This is a genomic window from Jutongia sp. SJQ-6, from assembly GCF_054161275.1.
Genome location: NZ_CP195314.1, coordinates 295,117 through 319,120 on the forward strand (window position 1 = coordinate 295,117; position 24,004 = coordinate 319,120).

22 protein-coding genes and 1 tRNA gene are annotated in these 24,004 nt (G+C 42.9%); 22 read left to right on the top strand and 1 reads right to left on the bottom strand.

What is annotated here, in order from left to right:
• Positions 1-16 precede the first annotated feature (16 nt).
• The 18 genes from plsX to ltrA all read left to right on the top strand — a co-directional run bounded on the left by plsX (position 17) and on the right by ltrA (position 20,268).
• Entirely contained in the window at positions 17-1,033 is a 1,017-nt protein-coding gene (plsX, locus tag ACSAJE_RS01295) for a phosphate acyltransferase PlsX (protein WP_458009495.1), read from the top strand.
• A 37-nt stretch (positions 1,034-1,070) separates the two neighbouring features.
• Complete coding sequence (locus ACSAJE_RS01300) at positions 1,071-1,298, top strand: acyl carrier protein (protein ID WP_022026308.1); 228 nt, start codon at positions 1,071-1,073, stop codon at positions 1,296-1,298.
• A gap of 18 nt (positions 1,299-1,316) precedes the next feature.
• Positions 1,317-2,003, top strand: coding sequence for a ribonuclease III (gene rnc / locus ACSAJE_RS01305; protein WP_118690088.1), 687 nt, complete (start codon positions 1,317-1,319; stop codon positions 2,001-2,003).
• Between the two features lie 8 nt (positions 2,004-2,011).
• The gene (smc, locus tag ACSAJE_RS01310) at positions 2,012-5,575 is read left to right on the top strand and encodes a chromosome segregation protein SMC (RefSeq protein ID WP_458009496.1); all 3,564 of its coding nucleotides are present in this window, start codon (positions 2,012-2,014) and stop codon (positions 5,573-5,575) included.
• Between the two features lie 111 nt (positions 5,576-5,686).
• A complete protein-coding gene (ftsY, locus tag ACSAJE_RS01315) occupies positions 5,687-6,607 on the top strand; it encodes a signal recognition particle-docking protein FtsY (protein WP_022024123.1) in 921 nt (306 codons plus the stop codon).
• A 39-nt stretch (positions 6,608-6,646) separates the two neighbouring features.
• Complete coding sequence (gene ilvA / locus ACSAJE_RS01320) at positions 6,647-7,864, top strand: threonine ammonia-lyase (protein ID WP_458009497.1); 1,218 nt, start codon at positions 6,647-6,649, stop codon at positions 7,862-7,864.
• Between the two features lie 17 nt (positions 7,865-7,881).
• Positions 7,882-9,126 carry an ATP phosphoribosyltransferase regulatory subunit gene (hisZ, locus tag ACSAJE_RS01325; protein ID WP_458009498.1) on the top strand — a complete coding sequence of 415 codons (1,245 nt, stop codon included), beginning with the start codon at positions 7,882-7,884 and terminating at the stop codon, positions 9,124-9,126.
• 14 nt (positions 9,127-9,140) lie between these two features.
• Positions 9,141-9,782 carry an ATP phosphoribosyltransferase gene (gene hisG / locus ACSAJE_RS01330; protein WP_022025191.1) on the top strand — a complete coding sequence of 214 codons (642 nt, stop codon included), beginning with the start codon at positions 9,141-9,143 and terminating at the stop codon, positions 9,780-9,782.
• A 23-nt stretch (positions 9,783-9,805) separates the two neighbouring features.
• Positions 9,806-11,098: a histidinol dehydrogenase gene (gene hisD / locus ACSAJE_RS01335; protein WP_022025190.1), complete on the top strand. Its 1,293-nt coding sequence runs from the start codon at positions 9,806-9,808 to the stop codon at positions 11,096-11,098.
• A gap of 71 nt (positions 11,099-11,169) precedes the next feature.
• A complete protein-coding gene (hisB, locus tag ACSAJE_RS01340) occupies positions 11,170-11,772 on the top strand; it encodes an imidazoleglycerol-phosphate dehydratase HisB (RefSeq protein ID WP_022025189.1) in 603 nt (200 codons plus the stop codon).
• A gap of 10 nt (positions 11,773-11,782) precedes the next feature.
• Positions 11,783-13,045, top strand: a complete 1,263-nt coding sequence (gene hisIE, locus ACSAJE_RS01345) for a bifunctional phosphoribosyl-AMP cyclohydrolase/phosphoribosyl-ATP diphosphatase HisIE (protein WP_022025188.1) — start codon at positions 11,783-11,785, stop codon at positions 13,043-13,045.
• A gap of 21 nt (positions 13,046-13,066) precedes the next feature.
• Positions 13,067-13,261, top strand: a complete 195-nt coding sequence (locus ACSAJE_RS01350) for a hypothetical protein (RefSeq protein ID WP_022025187.1) — start codon at positions 13,067-13,069, stop codon at positions 13,259-13,261.
• Entirely contained in the window at positions 13,251-13,739 is a 489-nt protein-coding gene (locus tag ACSAJE_RS01355) for a CYTH domain-containing protein (protein ID WP_118506499.1), read from the top strand. The genes ACSAJE_RS01350 and ACSAJE_RS01355 overlap by 11 nt, the downstream gene beginning before the upstream one ends.
• Positions 13,740-13,823: 84 nt before the next feature.
• The gene (locus ACSAJE_RS01360) at positions 13,824-14,702 is read left to right on the top strand and encodes a sulfide/dihydroorotate dehydrogenase-like FAD/NAD-binding protein (protein WP_022025185.1); all 879 of its coding nucleotides are present in this window, start codon (positions 13,824-13,826) and stop codon (positions 14,700-14,702) included.
• Between the two features lie 43 nt (positions 14,703-14,745).
• Positions 14,746-16,134: an NADPH-dependent glutamate synthase gene (gltA, locus tag ACSAJE_RS01365; protein ID WP_458009499.1), complete on the top strand. Its 1,389-nt coding sequence runs from the start codon at positions 14,746-14,748 to the stop codon at positions 16,132-16,134.
• 958 nt (positions 16,135-17,092) lie between these two features.
• Entirely contained in the window at positions 17,093-18,049 is a 957-nt protein-coding gene (locus ACSAJE_RS01370) for a DUF5688 family protein (protein ID WP_022025183.1), read from the top strand.
• A gap of 158 nt (positions 18,050-18,207) precedes the next feature.
• A complete protein-coding gene (locus ACSAJE_RS01375; protein WP_118506501.1) occupies positions 18,208-18,396 on the top strand; it encodes a YjfB family protein in 189 nt (62 codons plus the stop codon).
• A 453-nt stretch (positions 18,397-18,849) separates the two neighbouring features.
• The gene (gene ltrA, locus ACSAJE_RS01380; RefSeq protein ID WP_458009500.1) at positions 18,850-20,268 is read left to right on the top strand and encodes a group II intron reverse transcriptase/maturase; all 1,419 of its coding nucleotides are present in this window, start codon (positions 18,850-18,852) and stop codon (positions 20,266-20,268) included.
• Positions 20,269-20,410: 142 nt separating this feature from the next.
• On the opposite strand, the gene ACSAJE_RS01385 is transcribed toward ltrA, so the two are convergent.
• Positions 20,411-21,826 carry an IS1182 family transposase gene (locus tag ACSAJE_RS01385; RefSeq protein ID WP_458008883.1) on the bottom strand — a complete coding sequence of 472 codons (1,416 nt, stop codon included), beginning with the start codon at positions 21,824-21,826 and terminating at the stop codon, positions 20,411-20,413.
• A gap of 125 nt (positions 21,827-21,951) precedes the next feature.
• Between ACSAJE_RS01385 and ACSAJE_RS01390 the strand changes: the two genes are divergently transcribed.
• The 4 genes from ACSAJE_RS01390 (at position 21,952) to ACSAJE_RS01405 (ending at position 24,004) form a co-directional block, all read left to right on the top strand.
• Positions 21,952-22,083, top strand: coding sequence for a hypothetical protein (locus ACSAJE_RS01390; RefSeq protein WP_279221289.1), 132 nt, complete (start codon positions 21,952-21,954; stop codon positions 22,081-22,083).
• Positions 22,084-22,183: 100 nt separating this feature from the next.
• A tRNA-Arg gene (locus ACSAJE_RS01395) sits at positions 22,184-22,256 on the top strand.
• 29 nt (positions 22,257-22,285) lie between these two features.
• Positions 22,286-23,113 carry a hypothetical protein gene (locus ACSAJE_RS01400; protein WP_118690094.1) on the top strand — a complete coding sequence of 276 codons (828 nt, stop codon included), beginning with the start codon at positions 22,286-22,288 and terminating at the stop codon, positions 23,111-23,113.
• 75 nt (positions 23,114-23,188) lie between these two features.
• Positions 23,189-24,004 (top strand): pseudouridine synthase, encoded by an 816-nt coding sequence (locus tag ACSAJE_RS01405; RefSeq protein ID WP_458009501.1) that lies wholly within the window; start codon positions 23,189-23,191, stop codon positions 24,002-24,004.

The following is a 24,004-nucleotide window of genomic DNA, read 5'->3' on the forward strand; positions in this document are numbered from 1 at the left end:
GGCATGGTGAAGAAAGATGGAGACTAAGATTAAGATCGTTGTGGATGCGATGGGTGGTGATTACGCACCAGAGGTTCCGGTACAGGGAGCCGTAGAAGCATTGCAGAAAAATACAAATATTTCTATCGTATTGGTAGGTAGAACGGATGCGATCAAGGAGCAGCTTGCAAAATATACGTATGATAAAGAGCGCATAGAGATCGTTCATGCAGAGGAAGTGATCGGATTTGACGAGCCACCGGTGATGGCAGTTCGCAAAAAGAAGGATTCTTCCATCGTAGTTGGCATGAAACTCGTTAAAAAAGGCGAGGCAGATGCATTTGTATCAGCAGGAAGCACCGGTGCTATATTAGTTGGTGGTCAGATGATCGTTGGAAGGATCAAAGGTATTGAGCGAGCACCGTTAGCGCCATTGATCCCAACGGCCAAAGGACCGGCATTGCTGATCGATTGTGGAGCAAATGTAGATGCCAGAGCTTCCCATTTGGTGCAGTTTGCACAGATGGGATCCATATATATGAAACACGTTGTTGGAGTAGACAATCCTAAAGTTGCTATTGTAAATATTGGTGCAGAAGAAGAAAAAGGAAACCAATTGGTGAAAGAAACATATCCTTTATTGAAAGAATGTAAAGATATTAATTTTACCGGAAGTATTGAAGCAAGAGACATTCCGAAGGGTGATGCCGATGTTATTGTATGTGAGGCATTTGTTGGCAATGTTATTTTGAAATTATACGAGGGATTGGCAGGGACACTGCTTTCTAAGGTGAAGCAGGGGCTCATGTCTACACTTCGCAGTAAGATAGGGGCATTGCTGATCAAGCCGGCATTGAAAAAGACAATGAAAGAGTTTAACACGGATGATCATGGTGGAGCACCATTGCTTGGCTTGAGAGGATTAGTTGTTAAAACGCATGGCAGCTCCAATGCGAAAGATGTCAAAATGGGCATTTTGCAGTGTGTGCAGTTTACCGAAGAGCAGATCAATGAAAAGATCAAAGAGAATCTTGCAGTAAAGCAGGAAGATTAGCGAATAGTATGAGATGGGAAAGGAATGAGTGTTTCTTATGGAGTTTGAAAAGCTGCAGATGATCATTGCAGAAGTTCTGGGCAAAGACTCGGAGCAGATTTATGCCAAAGCGCGGCTGGTGGAGGATCTGGGAGTGGATTCTCTGGAAGTTTTTCAGATCATTATGGGAATGGAAGACACGTTTGATGTTATTTTAGAGGAAGAAGCGGTGTATCAGGTGAAGACGGTACAGGATCTGTGCAATCTTGTGATGATACCTGCATAAAAAGGAGTATGATGAACAGTGAGACAGGAAAAGATAATTGAGTTTGAAAAAAAGATTGGATACACGTTTGAAAATCCGTATCTGTTGGTGACGGCATTGACTCACAGTTCGTATTCAAATGAAAAACGACTGAAAAAATATAAATGCAATGAGCGTTTGGAGTTTTTGGGAGACGCTGTATTAGAGTTGATCTCCAGCGAGTATATTTTTAAGGAAAATCCGCAGAAACCAGAGGGAGATCTTACAAGGATACGGGCAAGTTATGTCTGTGAACCGACGCTAGCAGCTTGTGCGCGAGAAATTTCTTTGGGTGATTATCTGCTTTTGGGTAAAGGAGAGGATCGCACCGGGGGCAGAGAGCGGGATTCTATTTTGTCAGATGCCATGGAGGCTACGATCGGTGCTGTTTATCTGGATGGAGGATTTGCCAGAGCAAAAGAGTATGTCGAGGCATTTGTGCTGCGTGATATCGAGAACAAAAAGTTGTTTTATGACAGCAAAACGATCCTGCAGGAGATTGTGCAGGGAAGACATCTTGCATTGGCATATCAGCTGGTGAAAGAAACCGGACCGGATCACTGTAAATCATTTGAGGTTGCTGTGATGATCAACGGTAAAAAGATAGCGGTCGGGACAGGAAGAACAAAGAAAAAAGCAGAGCAGTCGGCAGCGTATGAGGCAATTCTTGCTTTGCGGGAGAAATGAGGTAAGGGATGTATTTAAAAAGTTTGGAGGTACATGGCTTTAAGTCGTTTGCCAATAAATTAGTATTTGAATTCCATAACGGAATCACTGCTATCGTTGGACCAAATGGCAGTGGTAAGAGTAACGTGGCAGATGCTGTCAGATGGGTGCTTGGTGAACAGAGTGCCAAACAGCTTCGTGGGGCGAAGATGGAAGATGTCATTTTTGCCGGAACACAGCTTCGTAAGCCACAGGGCTTTGCGTATGTGGCGATCACGATCAATAATGAAGATCACAAGTTGAAAGTGCCGTATGAAGAGGTAAAGATTGCTCGACGGGTATACCGATCCGGTGAAAGCGAGTACCTGCTCAACGGTGCTTCGTGTCGTTTGCGGGATATTCAGGAATTACTGTTAGATACCGGTATTGGTAAGGAAGGTTATTCTATCATCGGGCAGGGTCAGATTGATAAGATTTTAAGTGGTAAGCCGGAAGAGCGTCGCGAGCTTTTTGACGAGGCTGCCGGTATTGTGAAGTTCAAAAAGCGCAAAACGGTTGCTGAGAAGAATTTAGAGGAAGAGCAGCAAAATCTTGTGCGAATCGAAGACATTTTATCGGAGTTGGAAAAACAGGTTGAGCCATTGGAGGCGCAATCCGAAAAAGCAAAAGAATATTTGAGTTACCGTGATGAACTGCGCAATCTGGATATCAATGTATTTTTGCAAGATTACAAAGAAAACAGCGCTTCCATGGAGGAACTTCGCGAGAAGGAAAGTATTGCAGATGGAGATCTGGCTAAGACAAAGGAAGAATATGAAACGGTCAAGTCAGAATATATTCAATTAGAAGAGGCACTGGATAAACATACGCGGAATCTGGAAGAATGCCGTGAAACGCTGAGTGCTGATAAAGTGAAGTTGAATCAGCAGGAAGGTGATATAAAAGTATTAGAGGAGCAGATCAATGCGGTGCGCCAAAGCGAGCTGTATTATCGTGAGCAGATAGAGAACTACCGTGCCAAAGTGTCTGAACTGGAAAGCGAACAGGAAGAGCATCGCGCAAAAACGAAAGAATTTGAAGATAAATTACAGCAGATGGAACAGTCCCGTCAGGATGTTACTGCTAAGCGGGAAAAGACCGGCAATGAGATCGCACTTCTCGAGCAGGAGATCGCAGGTCACAATGAGGCGATCGCACAGGCAAAAGATGCAAATACGGATGTTGTGACGCAGGAAGAACGCTTTCAAACGCTGTTAGAGCAGAACAATATCAAAAAAGTGGAACTGACAAAACGGATTTTGGAAAATAAAACGCAAACGGCCGGTTTGCAGGAGATTTTAGACCGAGAGCAAAGCAATCTGCAGGAGATCACGGATAAGATACAAGCGTTAGATGATGCCGGAGCAGAACTCGCACATTCTGTCAAGCATCTGCAGGGACAGACAGAGCAGTTAAATCTCGAGCGCCGGGAGACGGAGCGACAGTATCACATGGATCATTCCAGACTGCGTTCTCTGCAAAATATGACAGAGCGCTATGAGGGGTTTGGGCAGAGCATCAAGCGTGTTATGGAGCAAAAGCCGAATTATCCGGGCATTGTCGGAGTTGTGGCAGATATTATCCGCGTAAATAAAAAGTATGAGATCGCAGTGGAAACTGCACTTGGCGGCAGCATTCAAAATATCGTGACCGATAATGAGCAGACTGCCAAAAGTATGATCGCTCATTTAAAAAAGAATCGCTACGGCAGAGCTACATTTTTGCCGTTGACCAATATACATACAAAGGCAGCAAGCCGCGCACAAAATATTATGGCCGAGCCGGGTGTGATCGGTATGGCATCCACCCTCGTAGAGGCAGAAGATCGCTTCTCAGAATTGGTAGAATATTTGCTGGGACGTTTTGTTGTAGTTGATCATATCGATCATGCGATCGCTTTGGCCAAGAAGTATCATCACACGATACGTATCGTTACGACAGAGGGTGAACTCTTAAATCCGGGTGGTTCTATGTCCGGTGGTGCTTTTCGTAACAACAATAATCTGTTGGGAAGACGCCGCGAGATGGAGGAACTTGAGCAGCAGACGAAGAAATGGAAAGCGCGCCTTACCGAAATCGATGCAGATATTGCCAAGTATGAGAAAGATGGTGCGCAGATCCGTCAGAAGATCGAGACAAATCATCACCTGCGAGAAGAACTGGTATTGCAGCAAAATACTGCAAAATTGCAATATGATCGTGCAAACCGCGATATGGAGCAAGCGAAGGAACAGCTTGATCACATTCGTTTTGAAAGTCAGGGGATCGAGGGACAGAAAAAGGAGCTGCAGGATGAATTAGATAAGCTGCAGGATCAACGTAAGGAAAATGAGGATCAGAATAAGATCCGCGAAGAGCGCATTGCAGAGTGTACGGACAAGCTTAATCAGGTCCGGGAGCAGCAAAGACAATTAGAGACAGAAGATGCACAGCTCCAATTGGACTATACAACATTGGAGCAGAAGAAACAGTTTCAGCAGGAAAATGTGAATCGTGTTGCCGGAGAACTGCAGAATATTTGCCAGCAGATGGAGGAAGCATCCGGGAATAATATGCAGGCAGATGAGCGGGTACGTCAAAAAGAGGCACAGATCGCGGATTTAAGACAGCAGATGGATCAGCTTTCTGTGCAGATCACGACGTTGACAGAGATGGTTGAGCAGAAAGTGCAGAAACGTGAGGAGCTGACAACGAGGCAGAAAGGCTTTTTTGAGCGTCGGGAGAGCTTATCGGAGCAGATGAATGCATTGGATAAAGAGGTGTTCCGCCTGCGCAACAGTCAGGAAAAACTGCAGGAAAAGATGGATTCTTACACGAACTATATGTGGGAGCAGTATGAACTGACCTTTAGTAAAGCGGAAGAAATTCGTGTAGCGTTAAATATGTCCGGGGCGCAAATGCGTGCCCAGATCAAAACCCTAAAAGGCAAGATCAAAGGCTTAGGGGATGTCAATGTCAATGCAATTGAACAGTACCGGGAGCTAATGGAACGCTATGAACTGCTTAACGGCCAGCATGATGATCTCATTAAGGCAGCCGATGTCTTACGTGGCATTATCGAGGAACTGGATACTGAGATGAGAAAACAGTTTGAAGAACAGTTTGCTGAAATTCAGACACGTTTTGATAAAGTGTTTAAGGAACTATTTGGTGGTGGACGTGGAGCACTGGAGTTGACAGAGGGAGAAGATGTCCTTGAGGCAGGCATTAAGATCGTTGCCCAGCCGCCGGGAAAGAAACTGCAAAATATGATGCAGATGTCCGGTGGAGAGAAAGCTCTGACAGCGATCGCACTGCTTTTTGCCATCCAAAGTCTGAAACCATCTCCGTTTTGTCTGTTGGACGAGATCGAGGCAGCGTTGGATGATTCTAATGTAGGGCGTTATGCCAATTATCTGCATAAATTGACCGAAAATACACAGTTTATCGTTATTACGCATCGACGTGGTACGATGAATGCTGCAGATATCCTGTATGGTATCACTATGCAGGAAAAGGGAGTATCTACGTTGGTTTCTGTCAGTCTGTTGGATGAAAAAGAGATTGCCAATTAGATGGACAGATTGTCGGCATTTGAAACATATTGTATCTGATGTTGCATTTTAGCAGTAAAACAGGTAATATAGTAAGATAGTGCATAAAAAAGAATAACATGGAGAGTGAATATGAGTGAAAAAAAGGGATTTTTCAGCAGACTGAAAGACGGACTGACAAAAACACGAGACAACTTTGTCGCTGGAATTGACAATATATTCAACGGCTTTTCGGAGATTGACGATGATTTCTATGAAGAGCTCGAAGAAGTGCTTATTATGGCAGATATTGGTGTAAATACTACGTCAAAGATCATTGAGAATCTGCAGCAAAAAGTCAAAGAGCAGAAGATCAAAGAGATCAGTGTCTGCAAGCAACTGTTGATCGACAGTATCAAAGATCAGATGCGCGTGGATGAACATGCATATGACTATGAGAATGAGACTTCGGTTGTATTGTTGATCGGTGTCAACGGCGTTGGAAAAACGACGTCAGTAGGCAAGTTGGCAGGACAGTTCAAAAACAATGGTAAGAAAGTGATACTTGCAGCTGCTGACACATTTCGTGCGGCAGCAATTGAACAGCTTACCGAATGGGCAAATCGTGCAGGCGTGGAGTTGATCTCCGGTCAGGAAGGCGGTGATCCGGCAGCAGTTGTGTATGATGCCGTAAATGCAGCAAAGGCAAGAAAGGCAGATATTTTGCTCTGTGATACAGCCGGACGACTTCATAACAAGAAAAATTTGATGGAGGAGCTGCGCAAGATCAATCGAATTATTGAACGTGAATATCCGGATGCACATCGGGAGACACTGGTTGTATTGGATGGAACGACGGGACAGAATGCATTAGCACAGGCAAAACAGTTTGGCGAAGTGGCAGACATTACCGGAATCATTTTGACAAAATTAGATGGTACGGCCAAAGGCGGGATTGCGATCGCAATTCAATCAGAGCTGCATGTACCGGTGAAATATATTGGTATTGGAGAGCAGATTGATGATCTGCAGAAATTTGATGCAGATCAATTTGTTGACGCACTGTTTGAATGATTGACAGGATAAAAAGAAAATTCATTGGAGGATAGTAACATGATGACATTAGATAAGTTTGAAGAAGCCTCAGAAAAAGTTAAGGAAGTCGTACTTCCGACCAATCTGATCTATAGCGAGTACTTTTCAGAACAGACAGGAAATAAAGTATATCTGAAACCGGAAAATATGCAGTACACAGGAGCTTATAAGGTGCGAGGCGCTTATTATAAGATCAGTACAATGTCATCGGACGAAAGAGAAAAAGGATTGATTACGGCATCTGCAGGAAATCATGCGCAGGGAGTTGCCTACGCGGCCAAATTATATGGTGTTCCGGCAACGATCGTAATGCCGACAACGACGCCATTGATAAAAGTGAATCGAACGAAAGGTTATGGCGCTAACGTGATACTGCATGGATCAGTATACGATGAAGCCTGCCAGAAAGCGTTGGAATTGGCAGAGAAGAGCGGTGCTACTTTTGTACATCCGTTTAATGATGAAACCGTTGCAACCGGTCAGGGAACGATTGCAATGGAAATCTTTAAGGAACTGCCGACAGTAGACATTATTTTGGTCCCAATCGGTGGTGGTGGACTGGCAGCCGGTGTTTCAACACTTGCTAAGCTGTTAAATCCGAACATCAAAGTGATTGGCGTAGAGCCGGCAGGCGCAAGCTGTATGAAAGCATCTTTAGATGCGGGCAAAGTAGTTACACTGCCAAAGGTAGAGACAATTGCGGATGGTACTGCTGTTAAGACTCCGGGAGATAAGATTTTCCCATATATACAGAAAAATATTGACGAGATCATTGCTGTTGAGGATGAAGAGTTGATCGTCAATTTCTTAGATATTTTGGAAAACCATAAGATGTTAGTAGAAAACTCAGGCTTGCTTACTGTGGCAGCATTAAAGCATCTCGACTGCAAGGGCAAACGGGTCGTTTCAATCTTAAGTGGCGGTAATATGGACATTATTACGTTGTCTTCCGTCGTTCAGCATGGACTGATCGCCCGCGGCAGAGTATTTACCGTTGCCGTACAGTTACCGGACAGACCGGGTGAACTTGTCAACGTAGCGGATATTATCGCAAAAGAAAAAGGAAATGTTATCCGCTTAGAGCATAATCAGTTTGTCAGCATTAACCGTAATGCGGCAGTTGAGCTTCGGATCACGCTTGAGGCATTTGGACAGGAGCACAAAAATGAGATCTTAAAGGCGCTTCGTGACAAGGGATATGACGCAAAAGAAGAGACACCGACAGGTATGTATTAGAAAGGAATGGTTGTTTTATGGCAGGAACAGAAAATACAAAGGCATCAGAATTGTTGCACACACCCGGTGGAGTGCGGGATATTTATGGCAGTGCTTGTGCCAGAAAGCTGGAGGTACAGCATTCGTTAGAGCAGGTAATGCATTCCTATGGATTTCGAAATGTGCAGACACCGACGTTTGAGTATTTTGATATTTTTAATAAAGAACGTGGAACAGCTGCATCCAATGAGATGTTTAAGTTCTTTGACCGTGGCAACAATACACTAGTATTGCGACCGGACATGACGCCGGCGATCGCACGCTGTGTTGCCAAATATTTCCGTGAGGAGACTGAGCAGATGCGTTTCTGCTACACGGCACAGACTTTTGTCAGTACCGGACAATACAAGGGTAAATTACAGGAAGTGACACAGGTTGGAGCAGAGCTTTTTATGGATGACAGCTCCGATGCGGATGCAGAGATGTTAGCATTGACGATAGAATGTCTGTTAGAGAGCGGTTTGAAGGAATTTCAGATCGAAGTGGGACATGCCGATCTGTTCCGGGCTTTGGTAGAGGAAGCAGGCTTTGAGGAGGAGACGATCGAGACGCTGCGTGATCTGATCGAGAGCAAAAACTTCTTTGGCGTGGAAGAATTGTTAGGCAAGCTCACGGTACAGCAGGGGTTAAAAGAGGTCTTTGTGAAACTGCCGGAGCTATTAGAGAATTTAAAAGAGGCGGCAGATTTTGTGCGTGCGAGAAGTAAGAGCGAGCGCGTATATAAAGCATTAGAACGCTTGGAAAAATTAGAAGAGATCTTAAAGATATATGGTTTAGAAGATTATGTCACGATCGATCTCAGTATGCTGAGTCATTACAGCTATTATACAGGAGTTGTATTCCGTGCCTATACATATGGAAATGGTGAGGCGATCGCCAGCGGTGGCCGCTATGACGGTTTGGTGGCACAGTTTGGCAAAGAGGCGCCGGCAATCGGTTTGGTTATCGTATTAGACCAGTTGATGATCGCAATGGAGCGTCAGAAGCTGTTTGGAGAGACTGCACTTGGCGGAACACTTTTGGTGTATCCGAAAGAGGTGCGTGCGCAGGCTTTGCAGGAGGCTAAGAAAATGCGTGAAGGTGGACAAGTTGTTCAGATGATGCGCAAATCTTCCAAAAAAGAAATTGAAGAATATGTTGCTTACGCAAAACGCAACGGTAATGATTCTTTGATCTACCTGACGAAAGATGGCGAAAAACAGCAGATGATAGAGGCGAAATAAGTAGGAGGATAGCGATGAAATACATAACATTTGCCCTGGCAAAAGGGCGTTTGGCAAAACAGACATTAGCGCTGTTAGAGCAGATTGGTATTACATGTGAGGAAATGAAGGATGAGAAAACGCGTAAGCTGATCTTTGTAAATGAAGAACTTGGTTTTAAGTTTTTCCTTTCGAAAGCATCGGATGTTCCGACTTATGTTGAAATGGGTGCTGCTGATATTGGTGTAGTCGGTAAGGATACCATTTTGGAAGAGGGCCGCAAGTTATACGAAGTATTGGATCTCAATTGCGGTAAATGCCGTATGTGTGTTGCAGGACCGAAAGAGGCGAAGGAACGCTTGAATGACGGTTCTCTGATCCGTGTGGCAAGCAAGTATCCTCGCATTGCAAAGGATTATTTTTATAATGTCAAACATCAGACAGTTGAGATCATTAAACTGAATGGGTCGGTAGAGCTTGCTCCAATCGTTGGTCTGTCAGAAGTGATCGTGGATATTGTTGAGACAGGTTCGACACTGCGTGAAAACGGTTTGGAAGTATTGGAAGAGATCTGTCCGTTATCGGCGAGAGTGGTTGTTAATGAAGTGAGTATGAAGATGCAGCATGAGCGTATTACAAAGTTGATCCGAGATTTGCGGGAAGTTATTCCACAGTAACATAGAAAGAGGAGGAAATTACGATGAGAATTGTAAAGCTGACACAAAAAGAGCGCGAAAATATTTTGGAAAATCTTTTGAAAAGAAGTCCGAATCAATATAGCAAATTTGAGACAACGGTTCGCGATATTTTGGATAAAGTGAAAGCAGAAGGTGACCAGGCACTGTTTGCGTATACAGAACAGTTTGATGGTGTAAAGATCACTGAGGAAACCTTCCGTGTTACCGAAGAAGAAATTGCTGAGGCATATGAAAAAGTAGATTCTCATCTGATTGAAATCATTCGTAAGGCGTTAGTGAATATTCGTGATTATCACCAGAAACAGGTTCGATACAGTTGGTTTGACAGCAAACCGGATGGCACGCTGTTAGGTCAGAAAGTAACAGCATTGGAACGTGTTGGTGTATATGTTCCGGGTGGTAAAGCAGTATATCCGTCATCGGTTCTGATGAATATTGTTCCGGCAAAGGTGGCAGGAGTAGAACGTATCGTTATGACAACACCGCCGGGAAAAGATGGCAAAGTATATCCGATCACATTGGTTGCAGCCAAAGAGGCTGGCGTCGATGAGATTTATAAAGTGGGTGGAGCACAGGCAATCGGTGCTTTGGCATATGGAACCGAAAGTATCAAAAAGGTTGATAAGATCGTGGGACCAGGCAATATTTTTGTGGCACTGGCCAAGAAAGCGGTATATGGACATGTCAGCATTGACTCGATCGCCGGCCCGAGTGAGATTTTAGTACTGGCAGATGAGACAGCCAACCCACGTTATGTAGCTGCTGACTTATTGTCACAGGCAGAACATGATGAGATGGCATCTGCAATCTTGATCACGACTAGCGAAGAGCTGGCTGATAAAGTATCCGAAGAAGTTGATGGTTTTGTGAAAAAATTATCCCGTCAGGAGATCATTCAAAAATCATTGGATTCTTACGGTTATATTCTGGTTGCAGATACGATGGAAGAGGCGATTGAAACAGCTAACGAGATTGCTTCAGAGCATTTAGAGATCGTTACGAAAAATCCATTCGATACAATGACGAGAATCCGTAACGCCGGAGCGATTTTCTTAGGAGAGTACAGCAGTGAGCCTTTGGGTGATTATTTTGCAGGACCAAACCATGTGCTTCCGACAAATGGCACTGCGAAGTTTTTCTCTCCACTGTCGGTCGATGACTTTATTAAGAAGTCCAGTATCATTTCCTATTCCCGAGAGGCACTGGAGCTAGTACATCAGGATATCGAGGACTTTGCAACTGCTGAGAAGCTGACTGCACATGCAAATTCAATCGCTGTTCGATTCGAACAATAATTGGAATACAAATTGCAAACTTTTGAAAAATCGGGTAAAATAAAAGGAAAAGCAAAGAAATGAGGATTCCTATGGAACAGAACGTGAAGTGCCGTCAGGCTGAGGTGACAAGAAAGACCGGAGAAACGGATATTACGATCCGTTTAAATTTGGATGGAACAGGGAAAGCTTCTATTCAGACCGGGATTGGATTCTTTGATCATATGTTGAATAGTTTTGCCAGACATGGGTTGTTTGATCTGGAAGTACAGGCAAAGGGTGATCTGGAGGTGGACTGCCATCATACGATAGAGGACACCGGAATTGTTTTGGGTGAGGCGATCCGTCAGGCTGTAGGGGATAAAAAGGGCATCTGCCGTTTTGGCGAGTGCATCTTGCCGATGGATGAAACGCTAGTACTATGTGCATTGGATCTGTCAGGCAGACCATACCTGCGCTATCATCTGGACCTTACAGTTCCATCTGTGGGACAGTTCGATACAGAGATGGTTCATGAATTCTTTTATGCAGTAAGCTATGCAGCAGGAATGAATCTTCATGTAAAACAGCTCGATGGGGAGAACAATCATCACATTATTGAGGCTGCTTTTAAGTCGTTTGCAAAAGCATTGGATCGTGCTGTGAGTTATGACGGACGTATATCCGATGTATTATCAACCAAAGGAAGCCTATAGGAGGACGATTATGAACCACAAAAAGATAATTCCTTTTATTAATGCAGAGAATGAGTATCCTGCAAATGTCATTCAATTGGCAAACCGCTATTCCTGTGAGGGAGCGGACGAATTGTTTTTATATAATTATACCGGAGATGAAGCTTCCAGAGAGGAGTTTTTGTCTACCGTGCGGGAGATTGAAAAACAGATCGACATTCCATTTACGGTTGGAATCTATGTATCACGGTTTGAGGATGCCAAAAAGGCACTCTATACCGGAGCAAGTTCTGTTGTGATCCGTAAGGCTTTGCTGCCGGAGGAGAAAGAATTAAATGAGATCCTGCGCCGTTTTGATCGTGATAAACTGGCTGTGGAAGTCGACATGAAGGCTGATTTTCAAAATGCGGAACAGCTCAATGCTTTTTATGAGCAGGGATTTGGTACGGTCGTGTTAAAGCATATTGATACGACAAAGAGTTTTAGTGATGCGATCGATCAGTGCAAAATGACGGTTTTGATCCGAGATGGATTGATCCGTAATGATCTAAGTGAGTTGCTTTCCTATAGCAATGTATACGGTGTATCAACTAATTATTTTGAGGACAAAGATATTTATAAAGCAAAACGTGCATTGAAGCAGAATGGTATAGCTGTGGAAGTTTTCGAAAGTCTGATCGATTTTGCTGATTTTAAGCTGGATGCCAATGGGTTGATCCCGGCAATTGTGCAGGATTACCGCACCGGTGAAGTTCTTATGCTTGGATATATGAATGAGGAATCTTATGCGAAGACGATCGAAACAGGCCGCATGACATATTTCAGCCGAAGCAGACAGAAACTTTGGTTAAAGGGTGAAACTTCCGGTCATTTTCAGTATGTTAAATCATTGTCGTTAGATTGTGATAATGATACGATTCTTGCTAAAGTGCGTCAGATCGGTGCTGCCTGTCATACCGGCAATCGAAGCTGTTTTTTCAAAGAATTGGCCAAGAAAGAATATATTCAGACGAATCCTCTTACCGTATTGATGGAAGATTACAACGTTATTATGGAACGAAAAAATCATCCAAAGGAAGGTTCGTATACGAATTATCTGTTTGATAAGGGAATCGATAAGATTCTTAAGAAATGTGGAGAAGAGGCAACGGAGATTGTGATCGCTGCCAAAAATCCGGATGCAGAAGAGCTGCGCTATGAGATTGCAGATTTCCTGTATCATATGATGGTCCTGATGGCAGAATGTGGTTTGGACTGGAATGATATCACGAAGGAATTGGTGAATCGCAGGTAATAATAAGAAGGAGGAGAAGATATGATTGGTGTTTTGTTAGCAAAGGGGATTGCTGATCTGTCCTTTGGAGGTGCGCTGCTCTGGTATGTCGTTAAATATATCGTCAGTGCTGCTCTTGCCGTCGCAGCGGTTATGTTGGGAATCCGCCTGCGCAAAAATAAAAACGCAAAGACAGAGCAGTTAGCAGTGGATAAGGAAAGTGCTCATGGAAATTGAGAAAAAATATCAGATCAAAGAAATGCCTTGTTTGGATGGAGCTATGACAAAGGAAATGGAGCAGGGGTATCTCTGCACGGATCCGGTAGTGCGTATCAGACGAAGCAATGACAAGTATATTTTGACCTGTAAATCCTTTGATGGAATGATTGGCGAAAGACGGGCGGATGTTCGTATGTGCCAGGAGTATGAGATAAACCTGCCGGAGGAAAGTTATAAGCATCTGCGCCAGAAGGTAGATGGCGGCTTGATCTCTAAGACACGGTATATTATTCCGTTAGCAGATGGGCATATTGCGGAATTAGATGTATTTCATGGTCCCTTAGAGGGACTTCGTTTTGTTGAAGTGGAATTTCAGGATGAGGAAGATGCAGATCTGTTTGTTCCGCCGGAATGGTTTGGTCAAAATGTAAGTGGTGATAAACGTTATTCCAACAGTTTTTTGTCAACGCAGACAGGGCTGGAAGCGTTTTTGTAAATACAAAGTAAATCCGAATGAAGACAAAATAATGCGACTACAGGGAAATTCGGTTACTGCAATAAAAAATAATGGAGGCACATTATGTTTAAAATTTTAAAGAAAGAATACCTTGCCAATAATATCTGGCTTATGGATATTGAGGCACCAAGAGTGGCAAAACACTGTCAGCCGGGTCAGTTTGTCATTGTCAAGACCGATGAAAAAGGAGAGCGTATTCCGCTTACGGTATGTGATTATGACCGCGAGCAGGGAAGTGTTACGATTGTATTTCAGACAGTTGGAGCATCTACTACGGAGATGGCAAAGTATGAGGTAGGAGAATCCTTTATGGATTTTGTAGGACCGCTTGGATGTGCATCTGAGTTGATCAAGATGCCATTAGATGAGTTGAAAAAGGAGAAGATTCTTTTTGTATGTGGTGGTGTAGGTACTGCACCGGTATATCCACAGGTAAAATGGATGAAAGAACATGGTGTTGATGTCGATGTTATTATCGGCGCCCGCACAAAAGATATTATTATTTTGGAAAATGAGATGCGCGAAGTAGCTGCGAACCTTTATATTGCTACCGATGATGGTTCTTATGAGTTCAAAGGTAACGGCTGTGACAAGATCAATGATCTGATCGGACAGGGTAAGGAATATACGAAGGTTGTAGCGATTGGACCGATGATCATGATGAAATTTGTATGTAAGCTTACAAAAGAGCTTGGTATCCCTACGATCGTCAGCATGAACCCAATCATGGTCGATGGAACAGGTATGTGTGGTGCGTGTCGTTTGAAAGTTGGCGATGAGATCAAATTTGCCTGTGTAGATGGACCTGAGTTTGATGGACATTTGGTTGACTTTGACCAGGCAATGCTGCGTCAGCGTATGTACAAGACAGAAGAAGGCAGAGCAATGCTTAAATTGCAGGAAGGTGATACCCATCACGGTGGATGTGGCCAGTGCCATTAATGATAGAACAAAATAGAATAAACACTTCGAATGGAGGATAACAATGGAAGTAGATGTAATGAAGAGAGTTCCTGTACGTGAGCAGGACCCGAAGGTACGTGCCAAGAACTTTGAAGAAGTATGTCTTGGATACAATAGAGAAGAGGCAACGGCAGAGGCATCTCGCTGCCTGCAGTGTAAAAATCCGCAGTGCGTGAAAGGCTGTCCGGTAAATATTGATATTCCGGGATTTATTGGCAAGCTCGTAGAGGGCAGTGTAGAAGATGCTTATCATGTGATCAGTAAGTACTCTGCACTTCCGGCTGTATGTGGTCGTGTATGTCCACAGGAGAGCCAGTGCGAGTCCAAATGTATCCGTGGAATCAAAGGTGATGCTGTTTCTATCGGTAAGCTAGAGCGCTATGTTGCAGATACAGCAAGAGAAGAAGGCATTAAGCCGGCACCTGCAGAGACGAAGAACGGCAAGAAAGTTGCTGTGATCGGTTCCGGACCTGCAGGACTTACCTGTGCAGGAGATCTTGCAAAGCTTGGTTACGATGTTACTATTTTTGAGGCGCTGCATAAGGCTGGTGGCGTATTATCTTATGGTATTCCGGAGTTCCGTCTGCCAAAGACAAAAGTAGTGGATAAGGAAGTAGAAAACGTACAGTCACTGGGCGTTAAGATTGAGACAAACGTTGTGATCGGTAAGGCAACAACAATAGATGAGTTATTAGAAGAGGAAGGATTCGATGCGGTATTCGTAGGATCCGGTGCAGGTCTTCCTAGATTTATGGGTATTCCGGGCGAGAATGCCAATGGCGTTTTCTCTGCCAATGAGTATTTGACCAGAAGTAACCTTATGAAAGCCTTTGACGAGAACTATGACACACCGATCATTGCCGGCAAGAAAGTTGCTGTTGTTGGTGGCGGTAACGTAGCAATGGATGCAGCCAGAACTGCACTTCGTCTGGGGGCTGAAGTTCATATTGTATATCGACGTAGCGAAGAAGAACTTCCTGCACGTGTCGAGGAAGTACATCATGCAAAGGAAGAGGGAATTATTTTTGATCTCCTCACAAATCCAACACAGATCTTTACCGATGAAGATGGTAACGTTTCCGGTATGGAATGCATCCGTATGGAGCTTGGTGAGCCGGATGAATCCGGAAGACGCAGACCGGTGGAGGTTGCCGGATCTGAGTTTACGCTGGATGTAGATACCGTTATCATGTCTTTGGGAACCAGCCCAAATCCATTGATCTCTTCGACAACGAAGGGATTAGAGACAAACCGTCGTAAATGTATCGTTGCAGAGGAGCAGAATGGTCAGACATCAAAGGCAAAGGTATATGCCGGTGGTGATGCTGTTACCGGTGCTGCTACGGTTATTTTGGCAATGGGAGCCGGTAAAGCTGCTGCAAAGGGTATTCATGAATTCCTGAGCAAGTAATACGTATAAGTGAGTTTGCTGTCACGTAAGACCATGGACTGCAAATGGCGAGATCGTATTAACGAATAAACCGGATATCGGACTGTCGGAAGAGAGGACTCTTCCGGCGGTCTTTTTTACTTTATAGGAAACTTTTCGTTTCCTATAAAGTAAAAAACGCTCCGCGAGGATGCGCATCTCGCGGAGAAGAAGTTAGCTGTAAACAGCACCGCTCGAGCGCGAAAGAGTCGCAAGCGACTCTTTGTTCATTAATAACTGAAACTGCTGTTGTGTAGCGTGCGATCACCGCACAAAGTACTTGAAAGTACGAATTTATAGGGGCTTTCTGAGATTTTAGGCAAAAAAATTGTGCATATTGTATGGTTTGAAAGAGCAAAAAAGACAAATTGCACAAAATCAGGGTTGTCAATTTTTGTATTATCTGATTTTCTTTGTGAGAATTGCTATTTATGAGCATTTTTATTAGTACATACGTCCATTGTCCGGATGATATCATTTTGGTACGATATTACTAGTCCAGTGAGTGAGAAACATACACAAGATTTCAGTTTGCTGGACTGGAAAATCCAATTGTCAGGCAGATCATCTGATTGACATTCTAAGTTTTTGAAGGGTCTTTTGTTCATAATCACATTGAGAGAGTAAAGCAGCTTTCATATAGTATTTCTATTCATGATTTATTTCAGAATAAGTTCCCATATCGGACAAATCTACCTTTTACTAAAACACGATTTCTTCCATCGCTGTGCAACAGGGCAAAGAGAGGGATGATAGCTGTAGACAGCATAGAAGAGAACCGGATTTTCAAATGGAGTCGTTCATTAGGTTTCTCGAGGTTATAAGCTTTGATAGGGTGGGAGTATCGGGAAACCTCAAATTCAGCACAGATGAAACGGGCTGTTATAGCTTGTTTTGTCGAGAGTACATCAAGCAAATAGGGTATGGAGGAGATTATAGGATGTATGATTTTGAAGAGTTTAAAAATGTTATGGAACAGATGGTAAAAGAAAAATTTTCGGAGGGATATCAGGTCGAACGGCATAAAGTGATCAAAAACAATCAACTTGAATTGGATAGTTTGGTAATATTGGCAGAGGATACTAATGTATCACCACAGTTTTATATGCAGCAGCTCTATCCAAGATATGAACAGGGAGAGACGATGGAACAGTTAGTAGCTGACATTGTTTCGACCTATCACGAAACAGCCAAAAACAATCGGTTCGACAGTGAGAATCTGACATTGGAGGCGTGTCGGGAACAAATTATTTACCGCGTGGTATCTTTAGAGAAAAATGAAGAGCAGTTGGCGGAAGTTCCTTACATTCCATTTATGGATCTAGCAATCACCTTTCATTGTCTGATGGTGCAGGATGAACATGGAATTGCCTCTTTCCGGATCAGCCTTGATCTAATGCAGAAATGGGGATTGGATCATCAGACGTTGTTTACGATCGCACAAAACAATACGATGAAGCGTTTCCCGATTTCTATATGTCGTATGGAAACTATGTTATATGAGTTCTTTCAGCAGACAGATCATGAAAGCTCCTTGGATGATATTATGCAGACGGGGGATGAAAATATTTGGGGGAATCGAGCGTTTTGGGCAAAAAGTCGCGAAGGTGATCCATATGTTCTAACAAATTCGTCGAAGATTAATGGTGCGGCGGTTGTTTTGTATCCGCAATGCTTACAGCATATAGGAGAAAATATAGGAGGCAATTATTATTTGCTGCCTAGCAGCATCCACGAAATGATCATTATGCCGGAAAATGCAACAATGTCTCGGAAAGAACTGTGTGAAATGGTTACGGAGGTCAACGCGCAGTATGTTGAGCAGGATGAAGTATTATCGGATGCCGTTTATTATTATTCCTGTGTCAATAAAACATTGCAGATCTGCAACGGATAGCTTAATACATATCACTTATTAAGCGATATGAGGTTGTGAAAAAAATTTGAGGAATGGGAAGTTATTACAAGTTTGTACTAAGTAGCTATTTAAAAAGAGTTGGAAATTGTGTATAATAGGAAAAAGAGTTTTGCTTAAACAGCAAAGGAGTGGATTTTATGGATATGGTAAATAGTATTGCCGATATGTCGATTGCGATGGCAGGCAATCAGTTGATGACTAATGTCAGCACGGCAGTTCTTGATATGACGATGGATACCTATCAGGAACAGGCTGCGGAACTGACTAAAATGATGGAGACTTCTGTGACACCCCATTTAGGACAGCATATCGACATGACGATTTAAGAGGACAAAGAAATGGAAACGAGACAGTCTTGCGACTGGCTCGTTTCTTGATGTGCGCCTTGCGGCGCACGTCGCTAATGGGTGAAAGTCCCTAATCCGCCCTAGTAGTGGGAAGGATACAGCCAAGACCAAGGGTGTCCATCGTGAGGTGGAATCTGAAGGAAGGTGGAGGCAAATCTCTGGTCTGACGAACAGAAATCACATCAGGCTATAGTTAAGGATAAGGCTGCATCACAAGCCAAAGTCCAATAACTACTCGGAATTAACTGTAGTAAATGTGGCAGATATATGGAGAGAAAGTGACGTGTGGTACCAAGGGAGGTCTCGTCAGCGGTTGGAAACAGAGTATGAAAACCGTCAGTAACAACGAATGGCGAGAAGTCAGCAGAGGTCATAGTACCATTATGGTTGCAAACATAGTGGGAAGGACTGAACTTTAGGAGATGTGAGTAAATGAATGTAACCAAAGATGGATTTAAGGACAGACAACTTCATATTGAGGACTATCTGCAAATGGTATCTGCGGAACAGAAAGAGTATGCAGAAGTGTCCGCCCATCAGAGGATTACTGAAAACAACGACATCATCACAGATTTTCAGACGGACAATCTAATGGAACAGATTTTACACAAGGATAACCTTAACAAGGCTTATAAGAAAGTGAAATCTAACAAAGGAGCAGGCGGCGTTGACGGAATGAGCGTAGATGAACTTCTAGGCTTTCTGAAAGACAACCAAGAGCAACTAATCCAACAGATAAAGGATGGGAAATATAAACCTAATCCAGTCCGTAGGGTAGAAATACCCAAAGAAACAAAAGGCGAGGTCAGAAAACTGGGAGTGCCAACAGTAGTTGACAGAGTGTTTCAACAGGCAATCACACAGGTATTAACGCCGATTTACGAGAAACAGTTCTCGGAGGATAGTTTTGGATTTCGACCGAACAGAGGTGCGCATGACGCACTGAAACAATGCCAGACAAATGTCAATGATGGATATGTATATGTGGTAGATATGGATTTGGAGAAGTTCTTTGACACAGTATGTCAGAGTAAACTAATTGAAGTACTATCACGAACCATCAAGGATGGGCGGGTAATATCACTCATTCACAAATATCTTAATGCTGGAGTTATCAGCAGAGGAATGTTCGAAAAGACAGAGGTCGGAATGCCACAAGGTGGACCATTAAGCCCACTCTTAAGTAACATCATGCTGAATGAATTGGATAAGGAACTTACACGGAGAGGGCATAGATTTGTCCGATACGCAGATGACTGTATGATTTTCTGTAAAAGCAGGAAAAGTGCAGAAAGAACCTTAAACAACATAGTGCCATATATTGAGGGAAAACTATTCCTTAAAGTAAATCGCACCAAGACGTGCGTGGCACATATCAGCAAAGTCAAATACCTTGGCTATAGCTTCTATAGATACAAGGGAATATGCAGATTTCGGGTACATCCTAAATCAGTAACAAAGATGAAGAATAAAATCAGAGAGCTTACTGACAGACATAACGGATGGGGAAATGAATATCGAGCATTAAAGCTGACACAGTTTATTAGAGGATGGGTAAATTACTTTGGAATGGCAGATATGAAAGGTCTGTTGCAGAGTAATGACAAGTGGTTACGCCATAGAATAAGGGCAGTCTATTGGAAACAATGGAAGAAACCTAAAACGAAATACCGAAAGTTGAAAGAACTCGGAATGAATGAAGACTTTATTCAATGGCACGCAAATATGCGCCAGGGCATTTGGAACTGTAGCAATAATAGACTGGTACAGTTTGCCTTGAGTAATGAAAAACTCCGTGAATGGGGATATCCAACATTCACAGAGTTTTACCTGAAAATATGTGAAAACTAAAGAACCGCCGTATACCGAACGGTACGTCAGACTGTCTAACGATTCGAAAATTCAGTCTGATGTACGGTATTTTTATCTTCGATTTTTTTAATACCATTTTTATCTTTGTTTTTCACATGAATTACATGCGTTCCTCTCCCTGCTACATCACACTTCCTTCAAACTTCGTTACTAATTCTTCTGTTGAAAACATGCTTAATAATCGCTTAAAGTTATAAGCGAAAAACATAGATGCAGCTTCTGCGTCAACATTCTCTTGTCTGCGTCGATGAAAGAAACTATATCCGAGACTTCTTTTTATAGTCCCAAACGGATGCTCCACGATACATCTTCTCTGTTTATAAACCTCGTTATTATTTAGTGTTTCATTATACACAGTTTCAAGAACATCTTCATGTACCCAACGCTGTATCGTTCTTCCAGATGAAGAAGTAGTGCAGTCTTTTTTATATTTGCACGAATTGCAGTCTGTACACTTATATTTGCGATACTTCATACCATTCTTCGAAGTATTTTCAAAAAATCGTAATCTATCTCCTGCTGGGCATGTATATTCATCAGTTTCACCATTATATATAAACTTTTCTTTGCGAAATTCATTATCCTTTGTAGCATTATTCGCTTTAGCTTTTTTTATAAAGACATTCATTCCGGCATCAACACAGTTTTTTATCTCCGTTCCGTTATAATAACCTGTATCTGCCAGAACTGTAGAAGACTCTTTTTCTAAAAGTTCGGATGCTTTTTGTGCCATAGTGTAAAGCTGGTTTTGGTCATTTATATCATTAGTCGTCGAAATATCTACAACAAAATGATTCTTTGCATCTACAACAGACTGTACATTGTAGCAGATATCCAATGAGCCGTTATTTTTCATCCTTCTTGAATCGGGATCTGTCAAACTCTTTTGTTCCAGTCCTTCATCTTTTAATTCCTGTTTTTGTGTAAGATACTGTTCTTTTAGTTCTTGATATGTTTTTAGTTTATCTGTAAGGTCATCTGCCAGCGCTTCATCTTTAGCGATTGCCATAAGATATGCATTTATCTGAGCTTCCGCATATTCGATTTTTTTATCTAAACCGCTTTGCGTAATACAATTATGCTTGCTGTTTTGAGCACGGATCTTAGTTCCATCAATAACAATCAGTTCTCCATCAATGAGCCCCCAACCTTTGAGAATAAGAGTAAGATTTCGTAATGTATTGTGAAACGCAGTCTTATTCTTCTGAACAAAACCTGCAATAGTACCATGATCAGGTGTTATGCAGTTTACCAGCCACATTAATTCCAGGTTGCGTTTTGCTTCTGTCTCCAATGCTCTGCTAGAACGAATCTTATTTAAATAGCCATAGATATGAAGTTTTAATAAATCAGATCGGCGATAAGGTGATTGTCCTCGATTCCTACCACTATACTCTATAAAACCTAGATTTTCTAAATTTAAGGATTCTACATAAGAATCTATTACTCGGACAGAATTATCCTTACTTATTAAGTCATCTAATGAAGTGGTTACCATTCTTGTTTGATATCTATCTGCGCCAACAATATATGCCATAACGAATCCCCCTACGATACTGTATTTGGTAGTTCTATTATAACATTTTTCTTAATCGTTAGACAGTCTGACGTACGGTGGTGTGGGAGGTCGGTAGATAAGATAATTATCTACCTCCTACCCGATTGCAAAAAATTGGAGTCTGTGGCAATTATGATGTAGATGGTTATTATGAAGATAATAAATCGGATTATGATAATTACGATGATGCCTATGATGCTTTTGAAGATGACGAGGATTCGTGGGATGATTATTGATGCAAATGGAATAGAGAAGCTTACCAACATTAAAAGTACACCAGATCCGTGCCTTGACGGTTATATTCCCTTATGATATAATATTTCTCGCTGATTAATTGCACCTGTAGCTCAGTGGATAGAGCAACGGTTTCCGGAACCGTGTGCCGGGGGTTCGAGTCCCTCCAGGTGCGTTTTGATATTTGAGGAAGGATGTGGGTATATGCCGCTGCGATATAAAAAGTTTATTTTGATCTTTACGCTGGCAGTTATGTTTATTGGGTTGGGAACATTTTCTTTGATGGCTCCGGACCTTAATTTTTCGTTGTCAGCCACGAAGAGTGATGAACAGAATATAGCGGATGCGATAAAAGGCAAGTCGGATAAAGATATTAAAGAAGAGATCACCGATCTTGTGAAAGAATATTTTGATGCCAGACAGAAAGTAGATATGGATGCCTTGGCAGATTGTGTGACCGATGTGGACAACATTGACGAGCGCAAGTTGGTGGCGGCAGCGGAATATATTGAAAAATATGAGAATATTTCCTGCACGATCAAGGAAGGCTATGAAACAGGAAGTTATCGTGTTTACGCCTATCATGAAGATAAATTATATGATATTGATACGAAGATTCCATCGCTTACGGCATTATACATCAAGATGCAGCCGGATGGAAGATTTATGTTGCATTTTGGGACCTTGTCCGGCAAAGAGCAGAAGAAGATTGAAAAGCTGGATGCCAGCAAAGACGTCAAGGCGTTGCAGGATTCGGTTAATAAGAAATTAGAGGAGCTTCAAAGTACAAATCAAGAAGTTCGTGATTTCTGCAATATGTTGAATGAGTCTTCGGGCGATGGACCGGAAAGCACGGCTAATATTGATGGAGAAGCCGGAAGTGCGAATGGAGCAACCCCGGTGCCAACCGCACAGGGGGCACAGACACAAGCACCGGTGGCGACACAAGCACCGGCGGCGACACAGGCTCCGATGGCAACACAAGCACCGGCAGCGACGCAGGCACCAGCCGCTACACAGGCTGCACAGTAAATGAGGAAGTATAGGTAAGATAAGGTGATTCTTTTGAAGAGTCACCTTTTTCCATAAGGAAAGCAGGCAACACAGATGAGACTGCGTTTTGGGATATACAGGCATGAAGCAGTAGGAAAGAAGTTCGCAGAGATACTTTGCGGATGGAGAAAGGAATGTAACAATAGTATGGCAGACAATACGGGAGTAAGGATTAATAAATTTTTAAGTGAAGCGGGGGTATGCTCGAGGCGCGAGGCTGATCGAATGGTGGAGCAGGGGCGCATCACGATTGATGATAAGCCGGTAACAGCCGGTACGAGAGTACATGACGGAGCTGTTGTGCGGGTAGATGGACGCCAAGTGACCAAAGAAGAGGAAGAGATTTTTCTGGCGTTTTATAAGCCCAAGGGGATCGTTTGCACGACAGCGCAGGAGGAAAATGGAGAACAGATCAAGAATGTTGTAGATTATATTGATTATCCAAAGCGAGTTTATCCTGTCGGCAGATTGGATCAGGCTTCGGAAGGACTATTGCTTTTGACCAATCAAGGCGATGTAATGGAAAAAATTCTGCGCAGCCGTTACGGGCATGAAAAAGAATATTTTGTCAAGGTAGATCGTCCGATCCGCGATGAAGATTTACGTAAACTTGCCGCCGGTGTTCCGATTTTGGACACTGTAACAAAACCGTGCAAAGTGTGGCGGGAAGATGCGGATAGTTTTCATATCATATTGACGCAGGGATTAAATCGTCAGATCCGACGAATGTGTGAATATTTGGATTATCGGGTAACGCATTTGCGGCGTGACCGCGTGATGAATATTACATTAAAAGGGTTGAAAAAAGGCCGTTATCGCAGCTTGACGCCAATGGAGATCCGCGTGCTTCGCAAAGAACTGGAGCGGTAA